The 22677-nt window shown below is 64.3% G+C and carries 23 protein-coding genes; 17 read left to right on the top strand and 6 right to left on the bottom strand.

All coding sequences use genetic code 11. The features are described 5' to 3' along the window. Positions 1-26: 26 nt before the first annotated feature. Positions 27-686, bottom strand: coding sequence for a phosphoribosylanthranilate isomerase (locus tag N7E70_RS03525; RefSeq protein ID WP_263005554.1), 660 nt, complete (start codon positions 684-686; stop codon positions 27-29). Positions 687-982: 296 nt separating this feature from the next. Between N7E70_RS03525 and N7E70_RS03520 the strand changes: the two genes are divergently transcribed. After that, positions 983-1870 carry a LysR family transcriptional regulator gene (locus N7E70_RS03520; protein ID WP_246340766.1) on the top strand — a complete coding sequence of 296 codons (888 nt, stop codon included), beginning with the start codon at positions 983-985 and terminating at the stop codon, positions 1868-1870. A gap of 131 nt (positions 1871-2001) precedes the next feature. Here N7E70_RS03520 and N7E70_RS03515 read toward each other — a convergent pair whose 3' ends face one another. The 4 genes from N7E70_RS03515 to N7E70_RS03500 form a co-directional block, all read right to left on the bottom strand. Next, the gene (locus N7E70_RS03515) at positions 2002-2760 is read right to left on the bottom strand and encodes a M48 family metallopeptidase (RefSeq protein WP_192312798.1); all 759 of its coding nucleotides are present in this window, start codon (positions 2758-2760) and stop codon (positions 2002-2004) included. Positions 2761-2851: 91 nt separating this feature from the next. Then, entirely contained in the window at positions 2852-3292 is a 441-nt protein-coding gene (locus N7E70_RS03510) for a DUF2852 domain-containing protein (protein WP_067955719.1), read from the bottom strand. Positions 3293-3413: 121 nt separating this feature from the next. Continuing rightward, positions 3414-4556 (bottom strand): benzoate/H(+) symporter BenE family transporter, encoded by a 1143-nt coding sequence (locus N7E70_RS03505; protein ID WP_263005553.1) that lies wholly within the window; start codon positions 4554-4556, stop codon positions 3414-3416. Positions 4557-4560: 4 nt separating this feature from the next. Continuing rightward, positions 4561-5334, bottom strand: a complete 774-nt coding sequence (locus N7E70_RS03500; RefSeq protein WP_192312792.1) for an alpha/beta hydrolase — start codon at positions 5332-5334, stop codon at positions 4561-4563. Between the two features lie 199 nt (positions 5335-5533). Between N7E70_RS03500 and infC the strand changes: the two genes are divergently transcribed. The 13 genes from infC to N7E70_RS03435 all read left to right on the top strand — a co-directional run bounded on the left by infC (position 5534) and on the right by N7E70_RS03435 (position 16523). Beyond that, positions 5534-6070, top strand: a complete 537-nt coding sequence (gene infC, locus N7E70_RS03495; RefSeq protein WP_192319763.1) for a translation initiation factor IF-3 — start codon at positions 5534-5536, stop codon at positions 6068-6070. A gap of 127 nt (positions 6071-6197) precedes the next feature. After that, positions 6198-6824: a methyltransferase family protein gene (locus N7E70_RS03490; protein WP_192312789.1), complete on the top strand. Its 627-nt coding sequence runs from the start codon at positions 6198-6200 to the stop codon at positions 6822-6824. A 209-nt stretch (positions 6825-7033) separates the two neighbouring features. Next, positions 7034-7237 carry a 50S ribosomal protein L35 gene (rpmI, locus tag N7E70_RS03485; protein ID WP_018430570.1) on the top strand — a complete coding sequence of 68 codons (204 nt, stop codon included), beginning with the start codon at positions 7034-7036 and terminating at the stop codon, positions 7235-7237. Between the two features lie 34 nt (positions 7238-7271). Next, entirely contained in the window at positions 7272-7673 is a 402-nt protein-coding gene (gene rplT / locus N7E70_RS03480; RefSeq protein WP_067955711.1) for a 50S ribosomal protein L20, read from the top strand. Between the two features lie 114 nt (positions 7674-7787). Beyond that, a complete protein-coding gene (gene pheS / locus N7E70_RS03475) occupies positions 7788-8873 on the top strand; it encodes a phenylalanine--tRNA ligase subunit alpha (RefSeq protein WP_263005552.1) in 1086 nt (361 codons plus the stop codon). After that, positions 8870-9301: an ASCH domain-containing protein gene (locus N7E70_RS03470; RefSeq protein ID WP_067955708.1), complete on the top strand. Its 432-nt coding sequence runs from the start codon at positions 8870-8872 to the stop codon at positions 9299-9301. Before pheS ends, N7E70_RS03470 begins: the two co-directional genes overlap by 4 nt. Beyond that, positions 9298-11703 carry a phenylalanine--tRNA ligase subunit beta gene (gene pheT, locus N7E70_RS03465; protein WP_263005551.1) on the top strand — a complete coding sequence of 802 codons (2406 nt, stop codon included), beginning with the start codon at positions 9298-9300 and terminating at the stop codon, positions 11701-11703. The genes N7E70_RS03470 and pheT overlap by 4 nt, the downstream gene beginning before the upstream one ends. 18 nt (positions 11704-11721) lie before the next feature. Further along, a complete protein-coding gene (locus N7E70_RS03460; RefSeq protein WP_263005550.1) occupies positions 11722-12321 on the top strand; it encodes a nucleotidyltransferase family protein in 600 nt (199 codons plus the stop codon). Positions 12322-12378: 57 nt separating this feature from the next. Continuing rightward, positions 12379-12957, top strand: a complete 579-nt coding sequence (locus N7E70_RS03455; RefSeq protein ID WP_442866492.1) for a cytochrome b — start codon at positions 12379-12381, stop codon at positions 12955-12957. A gap of 69 nt (positions 12958-13026) precedes the next feature. After that, entirely contained in the window at positions 13027-13605 is a 579-nt protein-coding gene (locus N7E70_RS03450) for a YceI family protein (RefSeq protein ID WP_263005548.1), read from the top strand. 90 nt (positions 13606-13695) lie between these two features. Continuing rightward, on the top strand, positions 13696-14682 hold the full coding sequence (locus tag N7E70_RS03445) for a Gfo/Idh/MocA family protein (protein ID WP_263005547.1): 987 nt from the start codon (positions 13696-13698) through the stop codon (positions 14680-14682). 87 nt (positions 14683-14769) lie between these two features. Next, a complete protein-coding gene (locus tag N7E70_RS03440) occupies positions 14770-15708 on the top strand; it encodes an IS481 family transposase (RefSeq protein ID WP_263005546.1) in 939 nt (312 codons plus the stop codon). A gap of 116 nt (positions 15709-15824) precedes the next feature. Further along, positions 15825-16523, top strand: a complete 699-nt coding sequence (locus tag N7E70_RS03435; protein WP_067955699.1) for a spermidine synthase — start codon at positions 15825-15827, stop codon at positions 16521-16523. A 324-nt stretch (positions 16524-16847) separates the two neighbouring features. On the opposite strand, the gene N7E70_RS03430 is transcribed toward N7E70_RS03435, so the two are convergent. Beyond that, a complete protein-coding gene (locus N7E70_RS03430) occupies positions 16848-17960 on the bottom strand; it encodes a zinc metalloprotease HtpX (protein ID WP_263005545.1) in 1113 nt (370 codons plus the stop codon). A 214-nt stretch (positions 17961-18174) separates the two neighbouring features. Here N7E70_RS03430 and dnaK point away from each other — a divergent pair, with 214 nt between their 5' ends. The 3 genes from dnaK to dnaJ all read left to right on the top strand — a co-directional run bounded on the left by dnaK (position 18175) and on the right by dnaJ (position 22650). Then, positions 18175-20091 (top strand): molecular chaperone DnaK, encoded by a 1917-nt coding sequence (gene dnaK / locus N7E70_RS03425; protein WP_067955694.1) that lies wholly within the window; start codon positions 18175-18177, stop codon positions 20089-20091. Between the two features lie 168 nt (positions 20092-20259). Next, positions 20260-21351: an acyltransferase family protein gene (locus N7E70_RS03420; RefSeq protein WP_263005544.1), complete on the top strand. Its 1092-nt coding sequence runs from the start codon at positions 20260-20262 to the stop codon at positions 21349-21351. Between the two features lie 165 nt (positions 21352-21516). Continuing rightward, positions 21517-22650 (top strand): molecular chaperone DnaJ, encoded by a 1134-nt coding sequence (gene dnaJ, locus N7E70_RS03415; protein ID WP_192312766.1) that lies wholly within the window; start codon positions 21517-21519, stop codon positions 22648-22650. The last annotated feature ends 27 nt before the right edge of the window (positions 22651-22677 follow it).

Below are 22677 nucleotides of genomic sequence, written 5' to 3'. Positions count from 1 at the left end.
CGATCTCCTTGCGGCTGGAGGCTCACTCAGGCGGCGCTGTCTTCGCGCGCGGCCCGGACGGCCCTGAAGAAATTGTCGATCAGCGCCGCATCCTTGACGCCGGGTGCGCTTTCCACGCCCGAGGAAATGTCGATGCCGGGCGGGTTTGCGAGCCTGAGGGCGTCGCCGATATTGGCGGCGTTCAAACCACCGGAAAGCATGTAATCGACGGAGGCGTCAAGGCCCGCAAGCAACCGCCAGTCGAAGGAAACGCCGTTGCCGCCGGGCAATTCGGACCCCGCGGGCGGTTTGGCGTCGAACAGCAGACGATCGGCGACCTCGCCATAAGGCACGATCGCGTCGAAGTCCTGGGCTTCGCGAATGGAGAAGGCCTTCATCACAGGCAGGCCGTAACGGGCCTTTACGTCAGCCACGCGCTCGGGCGCCTCCTTGCCGTGGAGCTGCAGCATGTCGGGCTTAACGGCAGCCACGATCGCGTCGAGAAAGGCGTCGTCGGCGTCGACCGTGACGGCTACCGCCTCGGCGCGGCCTGTAGCGGCCTGGCGCAGCTGCCCGGCGAGAGCGGGCGAGACGTTGCGCGGGCTTTTGGCAAAGAAGATGAACCCGACATGGCTCGCGCCATTGCCTAGAGCGGCGTCGAAGGTTTCAGCGGTGCTGAGGCCGCAGATCTTGATGTCGAGTGCCATGCGCCGGAATTGGCACGAAAAGGCGGCGAAGTCGAGAACAGCTTGCGAAATGCAAGCGTCAGCCAGCGACGCGCGGCACGGGAAAAATGGGCGATCGCCAGGCGACGCTGATGTGCGGCGATCGCCCGGAAGCGGTTGTAGTCGATTGTGTCGTGCGCTGACGGAACTGATGCGGGGTGGTGCTGACGGGACGTCATGGCTGGGTCCTCGGTGAAACCATGCCCGAGACGTATCATTTCCTGTTCTGTACATAATCAGCTATCCTATTGGTACATTCATGAACTGAGATCAGCAATATGGCGTCATCCGAAGACATGAAGGCCTTTGTGCGGATCGTCGATCTCGGCTCCTTCGCCAAAGCCGCCGACGACCTGCGCATCACGCCGTCGGCCCTGTCGAAACTGGTGTCGCGGCTCGAGGACCGGCTCGGTGTCCGATTGCTGACGCGCACGACACGCCGGCTGGCGCTGACCTCGGAGGGCACGCTGTTCCTCGAGCGGGCGCGCGAGGTGCTCGAACTCATCGATCTCGCTGAAGCCGACGTCGCGTCGGCGCGCGCCAGGCCCAAGGGGCTCCTGCGCGTCAATTCCAGCACCGGCTTCGCGCGCCAGACACTGCTGCACGCCATTCCGGAGTTTCTCAGGCGCTACCCCGAAGTGACTGTCGATCTCAGCCTCACTGACAAGCTTATCGATCCGGTCGCCGAGCAAGTCGATGTCGTCCTGCGCGGCAGCCCGACATCAGGGTCCGACATGGTGGCTCGCCAGCTGGCCGAAAGCCGCCGGGTGATCTGCGCAGCACCGTCCTATCTGGCGCGTGCCGGTACGCCATGTTCGGCAACCGAACTTACCGGTCACAACTGCATTCCGCTTTCGGGTCAGTCGTCGATGACGACATGGCCGCTGGCGAGTGGCGACGATCTCGTGCGCTTCCAGCCCTCCGGCAACTTCGGTTGCGACAATGTCGGCATGCTGTTCGACCTCGCCGTCCAGGGCCATGGCATCGTGCGGCTGGCGGATTTTGTCGTTGGCCAGGCGGTTCGCGAAGGCCGGTTGATCGAAATCCTCGCCGACATCAACCGCTCGGACCCGATCTCGCTCTGGGCCGTCATGCCCAAGGGTCGTTTCCGCGCGCCACGGGTTCAGGCGTTTCTGGATTTCATGGGAGAGTGGTTGGAGGCGTAGTCACCCCTTGTGGGGAGGGTCGGACCGCAGGGGTAGCGATCAGCGAGCGCTTCGTCGGATGGTTGGCGCTTCCGACCCCCGCCCCGCCGCTTCGCGTCGACCTTCCCCACAAGCGGGAGGGTAAGCCCTACTCACTCAAACACGATCGCCTGCAGTGCTCCGCCATTGCGCTTGAGCCAGGCCTTGCAGCGCTCGGTGTCGGGGCAGAGTTCTTCGCACAGCTTCCAGAATTTCGGGCCGTGGTTCATCTCGCGGAGATGTGCGACCTCGTGGGCGACGAGGTAGTTGATGACAGGCGTCGGCGCCATCATGATGCGCCACGAGAACGACAGAACCCCATCAGAGGTGCAGGAGCCCCAGCGGCTGGTCGTGTCGCGGAAGCGGATCGCCTTGGCGCGGCGGCCGGCGGCCTCGCAGTGCCTGGCCACCATCGCCTCTATGTCGCGCTTGGCCTCGCGCTTGAGGAAATCGGCGATGCGTCGCGGCAAATGCGTCCGGTCGCCGTGGACGACCAGCGTCGGCCCGCTTTCGTCCTGCGACTGGCGCACGGTGCCGCGCGTCCCGCCCTCATGGACGATGAGATGCGGTACACCGCGGATCGGAATCTTGATGCCGGGACGCACCTGCGGCCGGTCGGGCACCTTGGCGAGGCGCTGTTCCAGCCAACCCTGATGACGGTCGAGAAAGCGGTCGACCTCGCCCTGGCGCAGGCCGGGCGGCACGGTGATGCGCAGGCCGCGGCCGCCGGCGTCGATGCGCAAAGTCAGCCGCCGCGCCCGGTCGTTCTCGACGATCCTGAGCGGCAGCGTGCGGCCGGCCACGACATGGTCCCGTTCCAGGACGGGTGTCGGCGCCGGCTTGGTCAGCTTGCGGAAGAAGCCAAAGGACATGGTGCGAGACTAGATGATTCGAGTGACATCGGCGCAATAGAAACGGCGCCGCGATCACGGCGCCGTTGGCATTCAGCGGCTTGGGGTGGCCTCAGTCGTCAAGCAGGCCCGACTTGCCGCCCTTCTTAGGCGTGACGGTCGGAGCCGTCGGCTTGTTGCGGTTGGCCATGAAGCGGTCGAAGTCGTCCTGGTCCTTGGCCCGGCGCAGTTCGCGGGCATAGGCGTCGAATTCGTCGCGCATCTCGTCGAGCTTGCGACGCTCTTCGTTCAGGCGCTCGAGTTCCTTCTCACGCCAGTCGTCGAAGGCGACGTTGCCGGTCTGGGTGTTGGCGCGGTAGGAAGCCTTGCGGCAGCCGGCGAAGATGCCGTCGGTCGCACGGTTGACGTCGCGCTTGAAACCGTCAAGTCGGTCGCCCCAGATGATGTAGGCAAGCATGGCGAGGCCGAGCGGCCAGAACACCATGAAGCCGATCACCATCAACGCGATGGTTGCCGGCGTCCAAGCCGGACGGATCAGTGCAGTCGTGTTCATAGTAGATTGCCGTTCCTTTGTTCGAGGCAGCAGGGGAAAAATGCTGCTCACATCGACATGGGAAAGCAAAAATGGCGATTCAAGACGACGCCGGCCAAAACCGGACAAGGCTTTGGGAAAGCTAGCCTTTTTTGAAGTTCTCGAGCACCAGCACGACAAGCCCTGCGACCAGTCCCCAGAAGGCCGAGCCGACGCCGAGCAAAGTCAGCCCCGATGCGGTGACGACGAAAGCGATCGTCGCCGCCATACGGTGATGGTCGTCCTTGAGCGCAATGGCGAGTGCATTGGCCAGCGACGACACCAACCCGAGCCCGGCAACAAGCACGATCAAGCTCGGCGGCAGCACGGCAAACACCGCCACCAGAGACGCGCCGAACGCGGCGAAGACAAGATAGGCGAGCGCATAGAATGGCCCGGTCTTCCAGCGCTCCTTCATGTCGGGGTGCACGTCTGGACCGGTGCAGATCGCAGCCGAGATCGCGGCGAGGTTGGTGGTCGAGGCGCCGAATGGCGCCGACAGCACCGAAAACAGCCCGGTCACCCCGATCAGCGGGCCGGGCTCGGGGTTGTAGCCGGCGGCGCGCAGCACGGCGAGGCCGGACAGGTTCTGCGAGGCCATGGTGACGAGATAGAGCGGCAGCGCCAGGCCGATCGTCGCGGTCAGCGTGAATTCGGGCGCGATCAGCGTCAGTGTCGACAGTTCCGGCACGGGCAGAGTGCCGACGCGGCCGGTGAGGAATGCAGCAAGCCCGCCGCCAACCAGCACCACCAGCACCGACAATGCCGGATTGTAGAGCCGGACCAGGAAGAACGCGCCGATCAGCGGCAGGATCAGCCACGGGTCAGTGGGCACGGCCTTGGCGGCATTGATGGCGAAGGTGACGACGATGCCGGCCAGCATGCCCGAGGCGACGGAGGCCGGGATGCGCGAGATCAGCTGCGTCAGCGGCTTGATCAGCCCGGTCAGCACCAGGAGCACGCCTGCCACCAGGAAGGCGCCGACAGTCTCGTTGATGGTGAAGCCGCTGCTCGCGGCGATCAGCGCCGCACCCGGCGTCGACCAGGCCGAGATGACCGGCATCCGGGTCCGCCAAGACAGCCAGGCCGTCTCGAAGGCCATGGCGAGGCAGATGGCGGTGACCCAACTCGCCGTCTGCACCTGCGTCGCGCCGACCGCATCGGCGGCGGCGACGATGATGGCGAGTGTACTGCCGAAGCCGACGATGGCTGCGACGAAGGCCGAGATCGGGATCGAGATGCGCATCGGCTCAGCCGGCCCGCGCGATGGTTTCGCCGACTGCGCGGGTCAGCAGCTCGAGATCCTCCGGCCGTGACAGGCGATGATCGCCGTTCGGCACCAGCGACAGCGTTGCGTCGTCGGCGGGCAGAAGGCTCATCAGCTTCAGCGCATGGCTGTGCGGCACGTCGGGGTCGGCAAGGCCCTGGATGATGTGGACGGGGCAATGGGTGTGGATCGGCCCGGTCATGACAAGGTTGTTGCGGCCGTCCTCGATCAGCGCGCGGGTGTAGATATAGGGCTCCGGCGAATAGTCCGACGGTTCCTCGAAATAGCCCTTCTCGGCCAGGTCCCTGCGCTGGGCCTCGGTCAGTTCGGGCTCGATCAGCTCGGCGGTGAAGTCCGGCGCCGGCGCCAGCAGCACCAGTCCGGCGACGCGGTCACCCTCGCCCGCTTTGTTGAGCTCGGCGTTCATCCTGAGCGCGATCCAGGCGCCCATCGACGAGCCGACGAGCACCTGCGGCCCTGTCGTGAACGCGCGGAACACCGCAAGGCTTTCGGCCAGCCACCTGGAGATCGTGCCGTCGGCAAAGGCGCCGCCGCTCTCGCCGTGGCCGGAATAGTCGTGGCGCAGGAAGGCGCGCCCCTCGCCCGCTGCCCAAGCGGCCAGCGTTTCGGCCTTGGTGCCGAGCATGTCGGACTTGTAGCCGCCGAGCCAGACCACGCCTGGCGCCTGGCCCGGCTGGTACCTCAAGGCGATACGGTTGCCTTCGACCTCGATGAAGTCCGGTGCGCTTGCAGTCATGTCAAATCCCCTTGGCTGGGACTTGTGGCACAGCCGGCCTGATGCGGAAAGTGCCCCAAGAATCGTTCTTTTGGGGCAGTTCGCATGCGCAGAAGCAGGTGATTTGTTGTGAGTGCTGTGTTATTGACTTCGCCCGCGCGCTACCCACATTGGCGCGTCAGACATTCAACAACGTCAATGGCTCGAGGAGACCACGACAATTCGCAGACCTTTCAAAGCAGCCGCGCCCACCAAGGACGGCCCGCGCTCCAACCGTGACATCCGGGTTCCCCGGGTCCAGCTGATCGACGCCGACGGACAGAACCGTGGCGATGTTTCCATCAACGACGCACTCCTGGCCGCCGAAGAGGCAGGCCTCGATCTCGTAGAAATTTCCCCCAACGCCACGCCGCCCGTCGTCAAGATCCTTGACCTCGGCAAGCTGAAATACGCCAACCAGAAGAAGGCGGCCGAGGCGCGCAAGAACCAGAAGGTCATCGAGATCAAGGAGATCAAGATGCGCCCGAACATCGATAGCCATGACTACGAGACCAAGATGAAGGCGGTGCGCCGCTTCTTCGAGGAAGGCGACAAGGTCAAGCTGACGTTGCGTTTCCGTGGCCGCGAAATGGCGCACATGGAACTCGGCATGCAGCTTCTCAACAAGGTGCGCGAGGAAGTCGCCACCATCGCCAAGGTCGAAGCCGAGCCCAAGCTCGAAGGCCGTCAGATGATGATGGTGCTGGCGCCACGCTGATGCCATGTTGCGCGCCCAGACGGGCGCGCAATGCACCGATGCCCCGGGATCCGCCGGGGCTATTTTCCCCGACAGTGGTGCCGAAAGGCTGACCTGCCCGCGCAGGGCGGCTGGAGTGTTTGGCCGCATGAGCAACAACGACACATCAGGCCTGGGCCGGTACCAGAGCATGCGCCGCCTCGTGTTGGCCGTGCTGATCGTTGCGATGTTCGCGGCCTTGCTGTTCGGCCAGTCGACCTTTCCGCCCGACACCACCGTCCACGAAGTCGTCGAGATGGTCGGCATCCTTTTGATCTTCCTCGGCATCGTCGGCCGCCTGTGGTGCACGCTCTATATCGGCGGGCGCAAATCGGGTGAGGTCGTCACCGGCGGGCCCTATTCGATGACCCGCAACCCGCTCTACGTCTTTTCGACGCTGGCGGCCGCCGGCGTCGGCGCGCAGATGGGTTCGATCGTCGCCACGATCGGCTTTGCCGTACTGTGCGCGCTGGCCTTCCATGTGGTCATTCTGCGTGAGGAGCGGCATCTCGAAGCGCTTTTCGGCGCCGCCTACAAGGCCTATGTCGAAAGGGTGCCGCGCTTCTTCCCGAAGCTCTCGCTCTACCAGGAAGGCGACACTGGCAGTTTCCGGCCCAAGCTTTTGCTCAACACCTTGCTCGACGGCCTGGTGTTTCTCGTCGCCCTGCCCGTTTTCGAGCTGATCGACCACGCCCAGGTCACCGGCGCGCTGCCGGTGCTGTTCCGCCTCCCCTGAGGCCGCGGAAACATTGCGGTTGCGGCCGTTTCAGGGTGTTGCACTGCGCCAAACTTCCGCGTATATAGCCGCGTCCCAGAACCGCCCGGCAGGGCATGCCGTGGCGGTTTCATTTGCTTTTCGGGCTTTGGTCGGCCTGAAAACAACAACATGAAGGGATTTCGAAGCACTTTCGGGTGCCGCGGGATCCTGAAGAACGGAGTAGCAAAATGCCCAAGATGAAGACCAAATCGGCTGCCAAGAAGCGGTTCAAGGTTACCGCGACTGGCAAGGTCCTGGCGGCTGCCGCTGGCAAGCGCCATGGCATGATCAAGCGTTCCAACAAGTTCATTCGCGATGCTCGCGGCACGATGGTTCTGGCTGAACCGGATGCCAAGAAGGTCATCAAGAATTTTCTGCCGAACGGCCTCTGAGCCCGGCCTGGACAACGTTTAAGGAGATCATGACATGGCACGCGTAAAAAGGGGCGTAACCGCCCACGCCAAGCACAAGAAGGTTCTCGAGCAGGCCAAGGGTTTCTACGGCCGCCGCAAGAACACCATCCGCATTGCCAAGCAGGCGGTGGAAAAGTCGAAGCAGTACGCTTACCGCGACCGCAAGAACCGCAAGCGCAACTTCCGCGCCCTGTGGGTCCAGCGCATCAACGCCGCGGTCCGCGAGCACGGCCTGACATATGGCCGCTTCATCGACGGCCTGAACAAGGCCAACATCGAGATCGATCGCAAGATTCTCTCCGACATGGCTATCCATGAGCCGCAGGCATTCGCCGCACTCGTGGCCAAGGCCAAGGTTGCTCTTGAGTACCTCAAGAACACCACCCCGAATGCTTTTGAAAGCGCTGTAGCTTAACCAGCGCCTTCCCAAGCATCGCAGACTTGATTTGGGGAACCCGCGCTGGCACGGCTGGCGCGGGTTTTTCTTTTGCCGCAACGAAGGGCCGTAGGGCCGCAACGGAACTGGACCATGAGCGATCTTGAAACTCTCGAACAATCGCTGCTGAGCGACATCGCTTCCGCCTCCGACGAGCAGGCGATCGAGGCGGTGCGCGTCGCCGCCCTCGGCAAGAAGGGCTCGGTCTCGGAGATGCTGAAGACCCTTGGCGCGATGAGCGCCGAAGAGCGCCAGACCAAGGGGCCGGCGATCAACGGCCTGAAGAACCGCGTCACCGACGCGCTCTCGGCCCGCAAGACCGAGCTGCGCGATGTCGCCATCGCCGCCCGCCTCGTCGCCGAAAAGGTCGACGTGACCCTGCCGGTGCGGCAGTCGCCGGCCGAGCGCGGCCGCATCCATCCGATCAGCCAGGTCATCGACGAGATCGCGGCGATTTTCGGCGACCTCGGCTTTGCCATCGCCGAAGGTCCCGATGTCGAGACCGACCACTACAATTTCACCGCGCTCAACTTCCCCGTCGGCCACCCGGCGCGCGAGATGCACGACACTTTCTTCTTCCCGCCCGACCAGAATGGCGAGCGCAAGCTTTTGCGCACCCACACCTCGCCGGTGCAGATCCGCACCATGGAGACGCAGAAGCCGCCGATCCGCATCGTCATTCCCGGCAAGACCTATCGCCAGGATTCGGACGCCACGCACTCGCCGATGTTCCATCAGGTCGAGGGCCTGGTGATCGACAAGACCGCCAACATCGCCAACATGAAGTGGGTGCTGGAGGAGTTCTGCAAGGCGTTCTTCGAGGTCCCCTCGGTCAAGATGCGCTTCCGTCCGTCCTTCTTCCCGTTCACCGAGCCGAGCCTCGAGGTCGACATCCAATGCGACCGTTCGCGTCCCGGCGAAGTACGTTTCGGCGAAGGCAACGACTGGATGGAGATCCTCGGCTGCGGCATGGTGCACCCGAACGTGCTGCGCCATGGCGGCCTCGATCCCGACGAGTATCAGGGCTTCGCCTGGGGCATGGGTATCGACCGCATCGCCATGCTGAAATACGGCATGCCCGATCTGCGCGCTTTCTTCGACGCCGATGTCCGCTGGCTCCAGCACTATGGCTTCCGCCCGCTCGACATGCCGACCCTGTTCGGTGGCCTGAGCGCATGAGTGACGCTGCCGACCGATATGCCGGTGCGGTGACCTTCGCCTTCGGCGACAGCCCGGAGCTCGCCGACGAGCTGCTGGCGCTGGTGCTGTCAGGGCGTAAGACCGCGACCTGCGGCGCCTTGCGCGACTACGGCGGCGCTGAGCCGGTGCCCGAGGTCGGCCGCAGGGATGTCGTGCTCGACGGCCAGGGCCGCCGTGCCGCTGTCATCGAAACCGTCGAGGCGATCCAGCGCCGCTTCGACGAGGTTGATGCGGAGTTTGCCGCCGCGGAAGGCGAGGGTGACCTGTCCTATGAATATTGGCGTCAGGCCCACGAGGCCTATTTCGCCCGCAATGGCGGCTTTTCGCCTGACATGATTTTGGTTTGTGAGCGGTTCCGGGTGGTGGAAGTGCTCGACCGCAACGACACGAAACGAGTGAACCCATGAAATTCACCCTCTCCTGGCTCAAGGATCATCTCGACACCGACGCCTCGCTCGACCAGATCGTCGAGCGCCTGACGTCGATCGGCCTCGAAGTTGAGTCCGTCGACGACAAGGCGGCCCTCAAGCCTTTCGTCATTGCCAAGGTGCTGACGGCAAACAGGCATCCCGACGCCGACAAGCTGCAGGTTCTCACCGTCGACACCGGTGACGGCAAGCCCGTCCAGGTCGTCTGCGGCGCGCCCAATGCACGGGCCGGGCTGATCGGCGCCTTCGCCGCTCCCGGCGCCTATGTGCCCGGCATCGACGTGACGCTGTCGGTCGGCAAGATCCGCGGCGTTGAAAGCCACGGCATGATGTGCTCCGAGCGCGAGCTTCAGCTGTCGGATGAGCATAATGGCATCATCGACCTGCCGGCTGATGCGCCGGTCGGCACGTCCTTCGCGGCCTACGCGCATCTCGACGACCCGGTCATCGAGATCAACCTGACGCCGAACCGTCCCGACGCCACCAGCGTCCATGGCATCGCCCGCGATCTCGCGGCGTCCGGCCTCGGCACGCTCAAGGGCGGTAAGGTCGAGCCGGTCGCCGGTGATGGCGAATGCCCGGTCAAGGTGTCGATCGAGGCGCCGGAGCTCTGCCCGGGTTTCGCGCTGCGCCTTGTGCGCGGCGTCAAGAACGGTCCCTCGCCCAAATGGATGCAGCAGCGCCTGCTGGCCATCGGCCTCAGGCCCATCAACGCGCTGGTCGACATCACCAATTACGTCACCTTCGACCATGGCCGTCCGCTGCACGTCTTCGACGCCAGCAAGGTTGCCGGCAATCTCGTCGTCCGCCGTGGCCGCGAAGGCGACAAGGTGCTGGCGCTCGACGGCCGCGAATACGCGCTGACATCGGAGATGTGCGTCATCGCGGATGACAATGGCGTCGAATCCATCGCCGGCGTCATGGGCGGCGAGCATTCGGGCTGCGACGAGAACACGACGGACGTGCTGATCGAGTCGGCGCTGTGGGCCCCGCTCAACGTCGCCCGTACCGGCCGCACGCTCGGCATCATCACCGATGCGCGCTACCGCTTCGAGCGTGGTGTCGACCCCGAATTCATGGTTCCGGGTGTCGAGCTGGCAACGAAGCTGGTGCTGGAACTCTGCGGTGGCCAGCCGACCAGGACCGACGTGACAGGTTATGCCGGTCACACGGCCAAGGTCGTCTCCTTGCCATTGTCCGAGGTCAAGCGCCTGACCGGTATCGAGGTGCCGAAGGCCGAGAGCCTCGACATCCTCACCCGCCTCGGCTTTGGCGTGAGCGGCGATGGCGACGTCGTCGAGGTTTCCGTGCCGTCCTGGCGTCCCGACGTCGACGGCAAGGCCGACCTGGTCGAGGAGGTCATGCGCATCCACGGCGTCGACAACATCGCGCCGCAGCCGCTGGGCGCGCATGACGCCGTCAACGGCAAGATCCTGACCACGCTGCAGATTCGCACCCGCTCGGCGCGGCGCGCGCTCGCCGTGCGCGGCATGATGGAGGCCGTCACCTGGTCGTTCATCCCGGCCAGGCACGCCGAGCTGTTCGGCGGCGGCCAGGACAGCCTCAAGCTGTCGAACCCGATCGCAGCGGACATGTCCGACATGCGGCCGTCGCTGCTGCCCGGCCTGATCGCCGCTGCCCAGCGCAATGCCGACCGCGGCCTCGGCGACGTCGCCCTGTTCGAGGTCTCCGGCACCTATGAGAACGACACGGCCGAAGGCCAGCGTCGCGTCGCCTCTGGTGTCCGCCGCGGCACCGCCAAGCTTGAGGGCTCGGGCCGCAACTGGTCGGGCAATGCCGGCAATGTCGGCGTATTCGACGCCAAGGCCGATGCCATCGCCGCACTCGAAGCCTGCGGCGCACCCGTCGACCGGCTGCAGATCGAGACCGGCGCGCCGGCATGGTATCACCCGGGCCGCTCGGGCGTGATCAAGCTCGGCCCCAAGGTCGTGCTCGGCGCCTTCGGCGAATTCCATCCGAGGACGCTCGAAGGCCTCGACGTGTCGGGCCCGCTCTGCGGCTTCGAGGTCTATGTCGATGCCATCCCCGAACCCAAGGCCAAGCCGACCAAGACCAAGCCGAAGCTCGAACTGTCGGCCTTCCAGGCCGTAAAGCGCGACTTCGCCTTCGTCGTCGACAAGGCGGTCGAGGCCGGCACATTGACGCGTGCCGCCCTCTCCGCCGACAAGAAGCTGATCACGGGCGTCTCGGTCTTCGACGTCTTCGAAGGCGCATCGCTCGGCGAAGGCAAGAAGTCGATCGCCATCGAGGTGTCGATCCAGCCGGTCGAGAAGACGCTGACCGACCAGGATTTCGAGGCGCTCGCGGCGCGCATCGTCGAGAACGTCAAGAAGCAGACCGGCGGCGCGCTCAGGAGCTGATCGTTCTCGGGGTGCAGGATGGAGCATCTGCGATACAAGGGCCTGCCGTTTGAAGACCAGCGGCAGGTCCTGCTCGATATCCTCCTTGCCGACCCGATCGTCCGTCCGGCACTCGCCGTGGCCGAGAAACTCGCTCTGCCACAGTGGATGCTGGTTTCGGGTGCGCTCTACAACAGCGTCTGGAACCATCTGACCGGCCGCCCGGCCGGGCACGGCATCAAGGATCTCGACCTGTTCTATTTCGACGGCGCCGACCTCTCCTGGGAGGCCGAAGACGTGCATATCCGCCGGGGCAACGAGGCCTTTGCGCATCTGCCGCTGCCGGTCGAGATCCGAAACCAGGCCCGCGTGCATCTCTGGTTCGAGGATCATTTCGGCTCGCCGCGCGCTCCGCTCGGGTCGAGCGCCGAGTCGCTCGAGCATTTCGCTTCGCGCACCCATGCAGTCGGCCTCGCCCTTGTCGACGGCGCTGCGCGGGTCTGGGCGCCGTTCGGCCTCGACGATGTTTTTGCCTTCCGGATCACGCCCAATCATCGCAACGACAACCGCGCCACCCACGAAGCCAAGGGCCGGCGCGCCAGGGCGATGTGGCCGGAGGTCACCGTCTTGGACTGGTAGGCCCCTGTTCCGGGACGAATTCCGCCCCAGATTTGTTGTGCGACGGAGGTGCCGTCGATGCTGCGCAACACCACTACCCGTTATGGCTGGGCCGCGATTGTCCTGCACTGGCTGATCGCGGCTTTGTTCATTGGCCAGTTCGCGCTTGGGCTCGTCATGGTCCGCATTGCCAGCCAGCGCACCTCCTTCGAGCTGATCCAGCTGCACAAGTCCTTCGGCTTCCTGCTGCTCGGGCTGGTGCTGGTCCGCGTCGGCTGGCGGCTGGGCAACATGAATCCCGAGCTGCCCGAGGAGGTCGATCCGCTGGAACGCAAGGCAGCACCCATGGTGCATCTGCTGCTTTATGCCGCGCAGCTGGCCGTGCCGTTGTCCGGCTGGGCGCTGGTGTCGGTTTCGGTACTCGAAATCCCGTCGGTGCCGTTCAATCTTTTCGTCATGCCGCATCTGCCGTTGCAGGTTTCCGATGCGGCCGAGACATTCTGGGTCTTCGGCCACAAATGGCTGGCCTATGCCGGCATCGCGCTGGTTGTGCTGCACATTCTGGCGGCGCTCCGGCACCATTTCTGGCTGCGTGATGTCGTGCTGGTACGGATGATCTCGCCATTTTTCGCGAGGTCCCCACGAAAGCCGGAATAGCAGCTGCAATCCGTTCGTTTGTCTCGGTGCATGGCCCGGATGGGCCTTGCCATCAGGGAGCATGATGAGATGTCCTTGCGTGTCTTGGGCGCTGCAGCCCTCATTGCGGTCAGTCTTCTCGGCGACACTGCCTCGGCGGTGGCGTTGTCCGATGCGGCCGGGCGTTATGCCGTTTCCAACAATGGTTCGAGCATCCGCTTTGCCATCGGCAAGATCGGCGGCGGAGGGCTCTCCGGCGCTTTCGGCCAGTTCAAGGGCACGATCCGCATCGACGGCGGCGACATTGCCCGTTCGAAGGTCGACATCACCATCTTTCCCGAAAGCGTCGGCACCGGTCAGGGCCGTATCGACGCCTTCCTGAAGTCGGACGCCGTCTTCGACGTCGCCAATTCACGTGAGATCACCTTCCGCTCGACCAGTGTCCGGCGCACCGGCGACAATTCGGCTGTCATCACCGGCCAGCTGACGGCGCGCGGCCACACCAACACCGAAAAGTTCACCGCCGAGCTGCAGGGCCTGAAGGGCGGACAGATCCGTTTCCGGGTCAGCGGCCAGGTGTTCCGCTCGCGTTACCAGATGGATGTCGGCACGCCGATCTATTCCAACATCGTTGCCTTCGACATGGAGTTCAGTGGCCGCCGCGGCTAAACCAGATAGGCTCTGGCATTTGGCGGCGGCTTCCGCCAATCTCCCGAAGCGGGCAAGTGGGCCAGCTTTTTCCTTGTTTCCGGAGGCCAGATGTTTCGTTGGGGCGTACTTTCGACAGCCAAGATCGGCCGTGACCAGCTGTTGCCGGCGATCGCCGATTCCGACAATGGCGTGCTGGCCGCGGTCGCCAGCCGCGACGTCGGCAAGGCGCGCGCCCTGGCCGACCGCTTCGGCGCAGCACATGCCTTCGGCTCCTATGACGCGCTGCTTGCCTCCGACACCGTCGACGGCGTCTACATTCCGCTGCCGACCTCGCAACATCTCGAATGGGCGGCAAAGGCGGCCGAGGCCGGGAAGCACGTGCTGGTCGAAAAGCCGTTGGCGCTGAAGGCCGAGGACATCGTGCCGCTGATCGCCATCCGCGACCGCAACAAGGTGATCGTCTCTGAAGCCTTCATGGTCACCTATCATCCGCAATGGCTGAAGGTGCGCGACCTGATCGCAGCCGGGGCCATCGGCAAGCTCAAGCACGTCCAGGGCGCGTTTTCCTATTTCAACGTCGACCCCAACAACATGCGCAACCAGCTCGATCTTGGCGGCGGCGCCCTGCCCGATATAGGCGTCTACCCGACGGTCACGACGCGCTTTTCGACCGGCAAGGAGCCGGTGCGGGTACAGGCGAGCATCGAACGCGACCCGAAATTCGGTACCGACATCTACTCCAGTGTCCGCGCCGATTTCGGCGATTTCGAACTTTCCTTTTATCTCTCGACCCAGCTCGCCAACCGCCAGCTGATGGTCTTCCACGGCGACAAGGGCTTCATCGAGATCCATGCGCCGTTCAATGCCGGGCTCTACGACCATCACCGCGTCGAGCTGCACAATGCCGGCCACAACGAGGCGACGGTGTTCCGCTTCCCCGGCGCTCAGCAGTACCGGCTGCAGGTCGAGACCTTTGTCCGCGCAGCGCAAGGGGGTGGAGACCACGTCTTCTCGCTCGAGCAGTCGGTGCTCAACCAGAAGGTCATCGATGCCATCTTCCGCGCCGGCGACCGTGACGGCTGGGAGGAGGTCTAGGTGTCGAAGCTATGAAGGTTGTTCATTCGAGGAGGGACTGAGAAGCTGGGGTTGCGAAGCCAACCAACCTTCAGTGGAGCTCCCCGAATGAACGTCCATAAGAATGCGCGTCTGACGCCGTCAGGTCGAGTGCTTTTGGTGCAACGAATTGAACAGGGCTGGAGCGTGCGGCGTGCTGCCGGTTCGGCCGGGGTTTCGGAACGAACGGCTTATCGCTGGCTCGACCGCTACCGGGCCGGCGACCGGGTTCTGCACGATCGCAGTTCGGCGCCGCACCGCTGCCGGCATCGGCTGGCAGCCATGCAGGTGTCGCGGATCGAGCAGTTGCGGCGCCAGCGCATGACCGGGCCGGCAATTGCCCGGTCCTTGGGCCTGGCGCGCTCGACGGTGGGCCTTGTGCTGCGCCGGCTAGGACTGAACCGGCTGGCCTGGCTCGATCCCCGGCCCCCGGTGTTGCGCTACGAGCGGCAGCGGCCGGGCGAACTGATCCATATCGACATCAAGACCCTGGGCCGTATCGACGGCGTTGGCCATCGGATCACGGGTCAGCACCAAGGCCATCATCGCGCCCGAGGCATCGGCTACGAACACCTGCATGTCGCCATCGACGATGCCTCGCGCCTCGCCTATGTCGAACTGCTGCCCAGCCTGGGCCGGGATGATGCCACCGGGTTCCTCAACCGGGCACTGGCCTGGTACGCCAGGCTGGGCGCCAGGGTTGAGCGGGTGATGACCGACAACGGCTCGGCGTATCGCTCCAAACTGTTCGCCCAGGCACTCCAAGGTGCCGGTGCCCGACACATCCGCACAAGGCCCTACACCCCGCGCACCAACGGCAAGGCCGAGCGCTTCATCCAGACTTCGCTGCGCGAATGCGCCTATGCCAGGCCATACGCCTCATCGAACGAACGCGCCAAGGCCATTCACCAATGGGCAGCCAACTACAACCTGGCACGCCCACACTCGGCCCTTGGAGGCATCAGCCCGTTCCAAAGACTGAACAACCTTCTTGGAAACGACATCTAGGCCATTGGGCCTCCGGGCTTTCGAGCCTGCCCACCATCGGCCGGGCGAAGGCTGTCGTTTGCGCCATGCTGTGCTAGGGAGCGCCGCATGAAGTCGGACAATGAAGGCGCGCGGCGATGATTCCCTGGGTAGTGCTCGACACGGCGAAGATTCCCGGCGGCGGCGAACTGCGGCTCAAGCAGCGCGGCACCGAGTTCTCGATCATGCTCGGCAGCAACGAGCTGATGAACAGCCGGCTGAGCGGCTCCGAGGAAGCGCTGGCCAAACTCGCCCATGAGCGCATCGGTGGCCGTTCCAAGCCCAACATCCTGATCGGCGGCCTCGGCATGGGTTTCACCTTGCGCGCAGCCCTTGCCTTGTTCGGCCGGGATGCCCGCATCGTCGTCGCCGAACTGGTATCAGAGGTCATCGCCTGGGCGCGCGGGCCGATGGCCGAACTCTTCGCCGGCTGCCTCGACGACCCGCGCGTCGAAATAGTGGAGGGCGATGTCGGCAAGCTCATCCGCGATGGCATGGGCGACTATGACGCCATTCTGCTCGACGTCGACAACGGTCCCGAGGGCCTGTCGCGCGACGCCAATGACAGTCTTTACAACTATACCGGGCTCTATGCGGCGAAGACCGCGCTGAAGCCGGGCGGCGTGCTGATCGTCTGGTCGCAAGGCCCCGACAAGTCGTTTTCGCGGCGCTTGCATGAAAGCGGCTTCGTCACCGACGAGGTCAAGGTCCGTGCCAGCACCAAGGGCAGCGGCGCTCGCCATGTCGTCTGGGTGGCGGCCAATCGCGGCGCGACGGCGGTGAAGGGGCGGAGATAGGGCGGCGCCCCTTCTTCAGTGTTGATGGGAAGTCACTCACTCCGGGTGAGCGAAGCGACACCCGGGCGCGATTGATCGGTTCGGCCATCCATGAAGCCAAGTTGCGATCCTTCGCACCCCCCTCTGGCCTGCCGGCCATCTCCCACACAAGGAGGGAGATTGGTCTCGTCGCCGGCGGTGCTCATCCTGCTGTATTGCAGGGATAAGCTTTGCGGCCTTATCGATTGGTCGCGGCGCCGATGACAGCTAAGATCGCCTGCAGATCAGAAGGATCGTTGGTGACGAGCCACCCTGTTCAAAATCTCTTCACTTCGGCGCAAAAAATCACCACCACACGCCGCCGCGGGTCACCCGGATGCGCGGGCGGCCTTTGTCGGGTGGGTTGAGCGAGGCGTCGCAGGCGGGACGGCTGTCGTCGGCGAAGTCGGTGTTGGCGGCATTGATGAAGCCGCGCGCGCCTTGCGGCAAATACGTGCCGGGGCGGGCGCGGATCTTGGGGATCATCGACTGTCGGGCAACATGCGGCACAGCGGCGCTGTCGGCTGTAACGATGGGCTCCGGCGCCCCGGTGGTTTTCAGCGCCCTGAGCCGGGCGACGCGGTCGGCGGTGAGCGGGTGGGTGCGCAGCACCGAGGGGTCGGGGATGCGGCCGCTGGGCAGGAGGATGTTTTCCCACACCCTGCCCTGGGCACGTTCGAGCTTGGTCAACGCCGAGGCGAGGCCGTCCGGGTCGCCGGTGAGGATGGCGGCGCCAAGATCGGCGTCGAACTCGCGGGTGCGCGACAGCGCCATCTGCAGCAGGCCGCCGACGGTGGGTGCGGCAAGCAGCACCAGCACGGCGAGCCAGGGCACCTGGGTGCCGAAACCGCCGGCAAAACCGAACAGATTGAGAAACAGCGAGACCAGGCCGACAGTCGACATGAACGAGGTGAAGCGCGACACCATGTCGGCGAAGGCCATGACCTTCACGTCTTCATGGGCGATGTGGCTGATCTCATGGGCGAGCACGCCGGCGAACTCGCGCGGGGTCAGGTTACGGGCAAGCGCGTCAGTCACGGCGATGGCCGCGTCGTTGCGACGGCCGACGGCAAACGCGTTCATCATCTTCGACGGGATGACATAGAGTTTTGGCACCGCAGGCAGCTCGGCGCGGCGGGCGAGCTCTTCGACGATGCGGAAGCCGGCGGGGAAGTCGGCCGGCGTGACCTGCCGCGCCTTGTACATTGACAGCACCATCTGCGGGCTGATGCGCCGCACCGCCCACATGGAAAGCGCGCCAAAGACAAGGGCATAGAGGATGCCGGTGCTGCCTGCGAAGGCCCAGGCGGTGACCCCGAGCAGGAGCAGGCTGCCCGCGCCGAGCAGCCATGTTTGCGCCGTGTTCAGCGCGCGATTGCGTCGGCGTTCGAAAAGGTTGATGGATTGTAGCTCGCTCATGCCCCAAATATGAGCTTGTCACAGGCTTTTGCCGAGTCCCCTGCACGGAAAGTTGCAGAACGCTTGCGCTGTCAGGAGCCTGTTCTTATATACGCCGCAACACCGCTTCGGCCCGGAAAACCGGTATCTGGAGCGGCATTTCGAGTGAACAGGGGCTTTCGTCGGAACGCCTTCATGGGTCCAGAGAGCCTGCTTAGCGGAGAGAAGTACTAAAATGGCAAAAGTTATCGGCATCGATCTGGGAACGACCAATTCCTGCGTCGCCGTCATGGACGGCAAGGACGCGAAAGTCATCGAGAACGCGGAAGGCGCGCGCACGACCCCTTCCATTGTCGCCTTCAGCGGCGACGGCGAGCGTCTCGTCGGCCAGCCGGCCAAGCGCCAGGCGGTCACCAACCCTGAAAACACCGTCTTCGCGGTCAAGCGCCTGATCGGCCGTCGCTACGACGATCCGGTCACCGAAAAGGACAAGAAGCTGGTCCCCTATCACATCGTGAAGGGTGACAATGGCGACGCCTGGGTGGAAGCCGGCGACAAGAAGCAGTCGCCCAGCCAGATCTCGGCGATGATCCTGCAGAAGATGAAGGAAACGGCGGAAGCCTATCTCGGCGAGAAGGTCGAGAAGGCCGTCATCACCGTTCCGGCCTATTTCAACGACGCCCAGCGCCAGGCCACCAAAGACGCCGGCAAGATTGCCGGTCTGGAAGTGCTGCGCATCATCAACGAGCCGACCGCAGCTGCGCTGGCCTATGGCCTCGACAAGACCGAAGGCAAGACGATTGCCGTCTATGACCTTGGCGGCGGCACCTTCGATATCTCGGTTCTCGAGATCGGCGACGGCGTGTTCGAGGTGAAGTCGACCAACGGCGACACCTTCTTGGGCGGCGAAGACTTCGACATGCGCCTGGTCGAGTACTTGGCGGCCGAGTTCAAGAAGGAACAGGGCATCGACCTGAAGAACGACAAGCTTGCCCTGCAGCGCCTCAAGGAAGCTGCGGAGAAGGCTAAGATCGAGCTGTCGTCGACGACCCAGACTGAAATCAACCTGCCCTTCATCACCGCTGACGCGACCGGCCCGAAGCACCTGACGCTGAAGCTTTCGCGCGCCAAGTTCGAACAGTTGGTCGACGACCTCGTCCAGCGCACGATCGAGCCGTGCAAGGCAGCGCTCAGGGATGCCGGCCTGAAGGCAGGCGAGATCGACGAAGTGGTCCTGGTCGGCGGCATGACCCGCATGCCCAAGATCCAGGAGATCGTGAAGCAGTTCTTCGGCAAGGAGCCGCACAAGGGCGTCAACCCCGACGAGGTGGTTGCTCTCGGTGCTGCCATCCAGGCCGGCGTGCTGCAGGGCGACGTCAAGGACGTGCTGCTGCTCGACGTGACCCCGCTGTCTCTGGGCATCGAGACGCTGGGCGGCGTGTTCACCCGCCTGATCGAGCGCAACACCACGATCCCGACCAAGAAGAGCCAGGTCTTCTCGACGGCCGAGGACAGCCAGTCGGCGGTGACCATCCGCGTCTTCCAGGGCGAGCGTGAAATGGCTGCCGACAACAAGATGCTCGGCCAGTTCGACCTGGTCGGCATTCCGCCCGCACCGCGCGGCGTGCCGCAGATCGAAGTGACCTTCGACATCGACGCCAACGGCATCGTCAACGTCTCGGCCAAGGACAAGGGCACTGGCAAGGAGCACCAGATCCGCATCCAGGCATCTGGCGGTCTGTCCGACGCCGACATCGAGAAGATGGTCAAGGACGCCGAGGTCAATGCCGAGGCCGACAAGAAGCGCAAGGCACTGGTCGAGGCACGTAACCAGGCCGAAAGCCTGCTGAATTCCTCGGAGAAGTCGCTCAAGGAATATGGCGACAAGGTCACCGAAGCAGACCGCACTGCGATTTCGGATGCGATCGCAGCCCTGAGGACCGCGACCGAAGGCGACGATGCCGAAGCGATCAACGCCAAGTCGCAGGCGCTTGCCGAAGCTTCGATGAAGCTCGGCCAGGCCATGTACGAGGCTTCGCAGAAGGAAGCGGCCGAATCCGACGCCGCCGCCGATGCTGCCAAGGACAGCGACGTGGTCGACGCCGATTTCGAAGAGATCGACGACAACGACGACAAGAAGAAGTCGGCCTGATCGGATCGACATCCAGTCTAATCGGAAAGCCCGGCCATTGCGCCGGGCTTTTCTTTTGCGTCAAATACAGAAACTGTCGGCGTTTAAGCTTAAGGAAAGAATGTACAGGCAGGCTGTGGCTGGACCCGGCCGAGAATTGACCTCGGCGGTGCGGTGGTGGAGGGCGGCATGCACTTCAGGACGCTCGAAATCTGGCGGCTGGCCGCAGCTCTTACCGTGATGATGTGGCATTTCCTGCGCTATGCGCCGCCCGGACACGAGGCGGCGAGCAATGCGCTCTACCGGCTGATGCCGCTGATGGAAATGTTCTTCATGATCTCCGGCTTCCTGATCATGCTGCGTTATGCCGACACGCTTATGGCCGAGCCGGGATCGTTCCGCCGCTTCATCGTGCGCCGTCTGGCCCGGCTCTATCCGCTCTATCTGGTGACGCTGCTGTTTTTCTGCGTGGTTGCCGCGGCCCTGCATTTCGGCCTGGTGCAGACCCAGCAGCCCGAGCGTTATGCCTGGGCGGCGCTGCCAGCCAACCTGCTGCTGGTCCAGGCCTGGGGCCTGACCGACAATCTGACCTTCAACTATGTCAGCTGGACGCTGTCGGCAGAGTGGTTCTGCTATCTCGCCCTGCCCGTCATCGTCCTGGCTTATCGCCGCCACGGCAGGTCGGGACTGGCTGTGGTGGCGGCGTCCGCCGTCTCTGGGCTGGAGTTGGCGGTGATGCTGGGCTGGATCCCGTTTCCGAGCTGGCTCGAGGCCAACACCTGGGGCGCCTATCGCGCCTTTGCCGATTTCGCACTCGGCGCGATGGTGGCGGTGGCCATGCGGGACTCCAGGCTCAAGTTGTCGAGCCACCTGCCCGGCTGGCTGACCTTTGCCCTGGCGATCGCGGCCATGGCGACCCAGCAGAACGCCTATGTGATCGTGCTCTTGCTGGCGGCGGCGATGTTCCTCGCCGCCCTTGCCGAGCGCAACAATCCCGACGGCGCGCTTTATCTCAAGCCGTTGCATCCGTTCGGCCGCGTCTCGTTCGGCATCTACATGATCCACCCTGTCATCGAGACGCTGCTTTTGGCGCTGGTTTGGCGCAAGCTGGTCGAACCGCTCGAGGTGATCGGCTTCTACACCTTCTGGCTGCTGCCGGCGGCAACCGTCCTGGTGGTGGCGATGGCCTCGGACCGCTACTTTGAGGGGCCTGTGAGCCAGTATCTCAATTCCCGGTTGGGGATGGAAAAGCCCAAAGCAGTGCGTCGCCGCATCGCCTGAGCGGCTCCGAGGCCACAATGGCTGCAAATTTAGCCGATTTTCTGATGAAATCTGCCGCTCCGGCGGTACGCCCTATGGCATACCGGCGCATGGTTTACTAAATCGGGGCCTATTACCACCGATGGCGCAATCCGGTGGCTGGCGCCGAGGCAGTGACGGGAAGATATGAAAGCTGATTTCTACGAAACGCTGGGTGTCCAGAAGGGCGCCGACGAGAAGGAGCTGAAGTCGGCCTTCCGCAAGCTTGCCATGCAGTTCCACCCCGACCGCAATCCGGGCGACGACGCGTGTGAGCACAAGTTCAAGGAAATCAACGAAGCCTACGAGACGTTGAAGGACCCGCAGAAGCGCGCCGCCTATGACCGCTTCGGCCACGCCGCCTTCGAGAATGGCGGCATGGGCAATGGCAGCGGCGGCGGTTTCGGTGCCGGCGGCTTCGCCGACATTTTCGAGGACATCTTCGGCGACATGATGGGCGGCGGGCGCCGCCGCTCCTCGGGTGGCCGCGAGCGCGGCGCCGACCTGCGCTACAACATGGAAATTTCGCTCGAGGAAGCCTTTGCCGGAAAGACCGCGCAAATCCGCGTGCCGACCTCGATCCTGTGCACCGAATGCGCTGGCTCGGGCGCCAAGCCCGGTACCCAGCCGGTGACCTGCTCGATGTGCCAGGGCCACGGCAAGGTGCGCGCCAGCCAGGGCTTCTTTTCGATCGAGCGCACCTGCCCGCAGTGCCAGGGCCGCGGCCAGACGATCAAGGACCCGTGCGGCAAGTGCGCCGGCCAGGGCCGCGTCACCGAAGAGCGCTCGCTGTCTGTCAACATCCCCTCGGGCATCGAGGACGGCACCCGCATCCGTCTCGCCAATGAAGGCGAGGCCGGCCTGCGCGGCGGCCCGTCGGGCGATCTCTACATCTTCCTGTCGGTCAAGCCGCACGAGTTCTTCCAGCGTGATGGTGCCGATCTCTATTGCAAGGTGCCGATCTCGATGACCACCGCCGCACTGGGCGGACAGTTCGAGGTGGCGACGCTCGACGGCACCCAGACCCGCGTAAAAGTGCCCGAAGGCACCCAGAACGGCCGCCAGTTCCGTCTCAAGGGCAAGGGCATGCCGGTGCTACGCCAGCCTCAGGTCGGCGACCTCTACATCCAGACGGCGGTCGAGACGCCGCAGAACCTGACGCGGCGGCAGCGTGAGCTGCTCGAGGAATTCGAGAAGCTGTCGTCGACCGAGAACTCGCCGCAGTCGAGCGGTTTCTTCTCGCGCATGAAGGACTTTTTCGAGTCCTTCGGCGATAAATGAGGATGTTTCTGCCGTAACGGAAATTGA

This window comes from Aminobacter sp. NyZ550, from assembly GCF_025628925.2.
GTDB lineage: Bacteria > Pseudomonadota > Alphaproteobacteria > Rhizobiales > Rhizobiaceae > Aminobacter > Aminobacter ciceronei.
The sequence above is the reverse complement of the archived record's forward strand: the minus strand, read 5'-3'. Positions and strand labels throughout refer to the sequence as shown.

Bases quoted from the DNA above. Each gene is read 5' to 3' on its own strand.
- N7E70_RS03455 (WP_442866492.1), top strand. From the start codon at position 12,379: ATGCTGCGCAACACCACTACCCGTTATGGCTGGGCCGCGATTGTCCTG.
- N7E70_RS03470 (WP_067955708.1), top strand. From the start codon at position 8,870: ATGAGTGACGCTGCCGACCGATATGCCGGTGCGGTGACCTTCGCCTTC.
- N7E70_RS03420 (WP_263005544.1), top strand. From the start codon at position 20,260: ATGCACTTCAGGACGCTCGAAATCTGGCGGCTGGCCGCAGCTCTTACC.
- N7E70_RS03435 (WP_067955699.1), top strand. From the start codon at position 15,825: ATGATTCCCTGGGTAGTGCTCGACACGGCGAAGATTCCCGGCGGCGGC.
- pheT (WP_263005551.1), top strand. From the start codon at position 9,298: ATGAAATTCACCCTCTCCTGGCTCAAGGATCATCTCGACACCGACGCC.
- pheS (WP_263005552.1), top strand. From the start codon at position 7,788: ATGAGCGATCTTGAAACTCTCGAACAATCGCTGCTGAGCGACATCGCT.
- N7E70_RS03515 (WP_192312798.1), bottom strand. From the start codon at position 2,760: ATGTCCTTTGGCTTCTTCCGCAAGCTGACCAAGCCGGCGCCGACACCC.
- dnaJ (WP_192312766.1), top strand. From the start codon at position 21,517: ATGAAAGCTGATTTCTACGAAACGCTGGGTGTCCAGAAGGGCGCCGAC.
- rplT (WP_067955711.1), top strand. From the start codon at position 7,272: ATGGCACGCGTAAAAAGGGGCGTAACCGCCCACGCCAAGCACAAGAAG.
- N7E70_RS03490 (WP_192312789.1), top strand. From the start codon at position 6,198: ATGAGCAACAACGACACATCAGGCCTGGGCCGGTACCAGAGCATGCGC.
- N7E70_RS03505 (WP_263005553.1), bottom strand. From the start codon at position 4,556: ATGCGCATCTCGATCCCGATCTCGGCCTTCGTCGCAGCCATCGTCGGC.
- N7E70_RS03525 (WP_263005554.1), bottom strand. From the start codon at position 686: ATGGCACTCGACATCAAGATCTGCGGCCTCAGCACCGCTGAAACCTTC.
- N7E70_RS03445 (WP_263005547.1), top strand. From the start codon at position 13,696: ATGTTTCGTTGGGGCGTACTTTCGACAGCCAAGATCGGCCGTGACCAG.
- dnaK (WP_067955694.1), top strand. From the start codon at position 18,175: ATGGCAAAAGTTATCGGCATCGATCTGGGAACGACCAATTCCTGCGTC.
- N7E70_RS03440 (WP_263005546.1), top strand. From the start codon at position 14,770: ATGAACGTCCATAAGAATGCGCGTCTGACGCCGTCAGGTCGAGTGCTT.
- N7E70_RS03450 (WP_263005548.1), top strand. From the start codon at position 13,027: ATGTCCTTGCGTGTCTTGGGCGCTGCAGCCCTCATTGCGGTCAGTCTT.
- N7E70_RS03510 (WP_067955719.1), bottom strand. From the start codon at position 3,292: ATGAACACGACTGCACTGATCCGTCCGGCTTGGACGCCGGCAACCATC.
- rpmI (WP_018430570.1), top strand. From the start codon at position 7,034: ATGCCCAAGATGAAGACCAAATCGGCTGCCAAGAAGCGGTTCAAGGTT.
- N7E70_RS03430 (WP_263005545.1), bottom strand. From the start codon at position 17,960: ATGAGCGAGCTACAATCCATCAACCTTTTCGAACGCCGACGCAATCGC.
- N7E70_RS03460 (WP_263005550.1), top strand. From the start codon at position 11,722: ATGGAGCATCTGCGATACAAGGGCCTGCCGTTTGAAGACCAGCGGCAG.
- N7E70_RS03520 (WP_246340766.1), top strand. From the start codon at position 983: ATGGCGTCATCCGAAGACATGAAGGCCTTTGTGCGGATCGTCGATCTC.
- N7E70_RS03500 (WP_192312792.1), bottom strand. From the start codon at position 5,334: ATGACTGCAAGCGCACCGGACTTCATCGAGGTCGAAGGCAACCGTATC.